This is a genomic window from Arthrobacter sp. SIMBA_036 (genome assembly GCF_046535135.1).
Lineage (GTDB): Bacteria > Actinomycetota > Actinomycetes > Actinomycetales > Micrococcaceae > Arthrobacter.
Window position 1 is genome coordinate 1 of the sequence record NZ_JAWRXG010000058.1, and the last position, 389, is coordinate 389.

The following is a 389-nucleotide window of genomic DNA, read 5'->3' on the forward strand; positions in this document are numbered from 1 at the left end:
CGGCAATATATGTTGTCTGGCTAATATTTTGTGGCATGCTCATTACAAACTCCGTTCGATGTTGGGTTCCATGGGTGGAAGAGCGGCCGGGGACGCCATGACGGTGTCCGTTCATCGCAAGTCTGCAGCCTGCTACATGCCACCCATGCCCGTTGGCAGCGTGGTTCATGCGGGCAGGACCAATGGCGAACTTCCCGGCCGGCATCTCATCGCCGATTTCAGCGGCGCCACACAACTCGGTGACGTCGCACATATCGAGGCAGCGTTCCGCGCAGCCGTGAAAGCTGCGGGCGCCACCCTTCTCGGTATGAATTTTCACGTCTTCGACCCCGGCGGCGGCGTGACAGGAACCGTCTCGCTGGCGGAAAGCCACATGTCCATCCACACAT

The 389-nt window shown here is 59.4% G+C and carries 1 protein-coding gene; it reads left to right on the forward strand.

Annotated elements, in window-relative coordinates; translation table 11 throughout:
- Nucleotides 1–58: 58 nt before the first annotated feature.
- On the forward strand, nt 59–389 hold a 331-nt coding region (locus tag SB659_RS19120; protein ID WP_410551528.1), incomplete at its 3' end, for an S-adenosylmethionine decarboxylase family protein.